4 protein-coding genes and 1 pseudogene are annotated in these 3,223 nt (G+C 38.8%); 2 read left to right on the forward strand and 3 right to left on the reverse strand.

Annotation, left to right across the window (positions count from 1 at the left end; genetic code table 11):
* Positions 1–145, forward strand: a 145-nt coding sequence (locus tag AC52RT_RS07005) for a YqcI/YcgG family protein (RefSeq protein WP_495540081.1), incomplete at its 5' end; no start/stop codon positions are given.
* A gap of 89 nt (positions 146–234) precedes the next feature.
* Here AC52RT_RS07005 and AC52RT_RS07010 read toward each other — a convergent pair.
* The 3 genes and pseudogenes from AC52RT_RS07010 to AC52RT_RS07020 form a co-directional block, all read right to left on the reverse strand.
* Complete coding sequence (locus tag AC52RT_RS07010) at positions 235–405, reverse strand: hypothetical protein (RefSeq protein ID WP_495540078.1); 171 nt, start codon at positions 403–405, stop codon at positions 235–237.
* A 130-nt stretch (positions 406–535) separates the two neighbouring features.
* Positions 536–866: pseudogene (locus AC52RT_RS07015) on the reverse strand (FAD-binding protein); the annotation flags it as partial.
* A gap of 20 nt (positions 867–886) precedes the next feature.
* The gene (locus tag AC52RT_RS07020) at positions 887–1,120 is read right to left on the reverse strand and encodes a hypothetical protein (protein WP_495540079.1); all 234 of its coding nucleotides are present in this window, start codon (positions 1,118–1,120) and stop codon (positions 887–889) included.
* A 111-nt stretch (positions 1,121–1,231) separates the two neighbouring features.
* Between AC52RT_RS07020 and pepF the strand changes: the two genes are divergently transcribed.
* Complete coding sequence (pepF, locus tag AC52RT_RS07025; protein WP_495540080.1) at positions 1,232–3,034, forward strand: oligoendopeptidase F; 1,803 nt, start codon at positions 1,232–1,234, stop codon at positions 3,032–3,034.
* Positions 3,035–3,223 lie beyond the last annotated feature (189 nt).

Consider the following 3,223-nt stretch of genomic DNA (forward strand, 5'->3'; position numbering starts at 1 on the left):
TGAGAAATGGGATCACTTGCCGACGCACCCTGATATTTCGCATTATGGTGATCCTGAACATAATGAATGGAAACAATTCTTCATTGGGGATGACAGTGAACCTATTCAAGGAAAATGTCCATTTCATCACAAGGACAGTGAATAAATTGATAAGAACAAGCAGCAGTGCTCAAGAAGCAGTGCTGCTTGTTCTTTTTAAAATATAAAAACCACTCCACATATAGATAAGCGGAGCTAGATAAAGATTGTGCCAATCGTCAGAAAATCGACATGATACTGTCCAATTTCTTTTCCTGCCTTACCTTTATCAACGTGACGAGCAAGAACTGTTTTCTCAGTATTTTTCTGAACAGCACCATGAATAAACAAGCAGTAGGATTTATACTCCTTATAAAACAGATTCATAAAAAGTTCCTCCGGATCATACTTATGCTTTACTTTAAAAAATTCTTCCGTTCGTGGATAAGCTTCTCTTAATTGTGAGGAAGAAGGATAACTGTACTAAGGGAGATAATAACTGCCTTGATGGGCGAGCGAGAATAATCCCATACAAACCATATCCGCCAATCACAGACGTAAATAATCTTGGTTTTCCTGTCTACTGACTTGAAGAATAATTCCTTCTGCCGTCAAAAGCCGAAATGACTGAACGGTTTCTATTAGGGCATGATGACGAATATCCCGCCATGAACAATCACACTAAGTGAGCCGCCAACGGTAAATATATTCTGCGATTGTGTGACTTTAAGCGCGAGATGAAAAGGATTGATATACGTTTCATCCCATGTTGCTCCGCTATGGACAGTAATGGTCTTTTGACCTGGATGAAAAGATGGGATTTTGTTACAGGGCTTCATATCAACCATTATCGCTTAAGGATACAGCTTTAGACCTCGTTGGCTGGGCTGCATACCTGCGAAAGACAGTATATCGTCATTTTTTTCCTACCGTTTTGACGAGCTGCTGCAATTCCTGATCCGTCGTTCCTGACGTAATTGATTTTAATGCAACAGGAAGAAGACGGCTTCTCTACGATTGGTGATGAAAGCTTGGTTTGATAAGCAGTGACCGATAAAGCAAAGATCACTAAATAGCCAATCAGAACGAGTATTTTTTTCAAATGAGGAACCTCCTTACCAATTTAGGAAATGGGGACAAAAGGAAAATTAGGCAGGGGTAATATTCGTGCTTTATAATAAAAATAGAATAATGAATGGAGGAGTACACTAAAATGACTACATATAAAACAAGAGATGAAGTAAATACAGCTGAGAAATGGCGTTTAGAAGATATCTATCCTGATCTAAGCAGCTGGGAACAAGACTTCAAACAAATCAGTACGTTAACAAAGAAACTTAGTGAATATGAAGATAATATTCCGTCTGCTCAAGCTTTATTTGATTATTTATCATTAAGCGAGGAGTTAGGCTATACCTATAAAAAAGTGTATGTGTATGCCATGCTTTCTGTTGATTTGGATACACGTTCCTCCTCGAGCCAAGCGTTGTTAGAGCGGGCAGGGCAATTAGGTCGTAAAATCAGCCAGGCTTCATCGTTTTTCATGCCGTTTTTATTAAGTCTTGAAGAATCAACTCTAAAAAGCTATATTGCGGAAGTGGAAGGTCTAAAATATTTTGAAGATGATTTACTGGATTCTTACCGGTTTAAATCCCATGTACTGAACAAAGATCAAGAAGCAATTCTCTCTCAAATCTCTGAAGCATTTGGGGCTCCACAGAAAACATTTGGCATGATTAATAATGCGGATATTAAATTCGGGACAGTAACCAATGATGATGGTGAAGAAATAGAACTTACCCGTGGTATGTACACAAAATTAATCGAAGATCCAGATCGGGCAAAACGAAAGGAAGCCTATCATGCCTACTACAAGCCCTATGTTCAGCTTAAAAATACCATTGCATCGACTTTATCTGCATCGGTTCGAAATAATGTCGCTTTGTCTAAAACAAGAAATTACCCTTCTGCCCTAGAAAAATCATTATTTTCAGACCAAGTTCCGAAAGAAGTCTATGATAACCTTATTGCCGCAACAAAAGAGAATATTGCTCCCATGCATAAGTATATTAAGCTTCGGAAACAACTTTTAGGCGTAGCCGAATTGCGTCAATATGATATGAATGTTCCACTTGTTCAAGATGCTAAAGAAGAGATATCCTATGATCAAGCGTATGAAATCATGCTTGAAGCGTTAAAACCGCTCGGTGAAGAATACGTGGCAACTCTGGCTGAATTTAGAGAAAAACGCTATCTAGATGTACGTGAAACACCAGGTAAGCGTTCAGGTGCTTATAACCTCGGCCTCTATGGGGTACATCCATTTATTCTTTTAAATCACCACGATGACCTGGATAGTCTGTTTACGTTGGCGCATGAGTGCGGACATGGCATGCATTCCTTTTTCAGTTCAAACTACCAGCCGCAAATCAGTGCGGGGTACTCTATTTTTGTAGCGGAGGTTGCATCAACAGTTAATGAAATTTTATTAATTCGGTATTTGCTAAACACAACAACCGACGCCCAAAAGAAAAAACACTTAATTAATCATTTCATTGACAGTTTTAAAGGAACGTTCTTCACGCAAGTCATGTTTGCCGAGTTCGAAAAAATTGTCCATGAAAAGGCGGAGAATGATGAACCGTTAACAGTGGAAGTATTTAATGATGTTTACGCCGGAATCTTTAAGCAATACAATGGGGATGAGATGGTATTTGATGAAGAGGTCAAATACGGCTGGTCCCGGATTCCGCATTTCTATCGGCATTTTTATGTATATAAGTATGCGACAGGCTATGCATCCGCTATAACCATTGCTGACAAAATTCTCTCTGGAGATCAAACAGCATTAACGTCGTACCTGAACTTTTTAAAGAGTGGAAGCTCTGAGTACCCGCTTGACTTACTAAGAAAAGCAGGTGTTGATTTAACTAAGCCGGAAACCATTAAACATGCGATGGGTATTTTCAACGAACTCGTCAATGAATTTTCCGAACTCATGGAAAAGAAGCAGTAAAAATAATGGTATAGTGTAGTAACCAAAAGGCTCAATCCACAGTGATTGAGCCTTGATTTTGTAAAGGAAGAGAAAAATGAACTCAACTGTAGAATATATTAAAGAATGGCAAAAAGCCCTTCAAATTGAAATACAACATGTGAAGAAGTATGGCAGTACTCGTTATCGAGTCAGTAACGGTCACCTGCT

The organism is Peribacillus sp. (assembly GCF_059453735.1).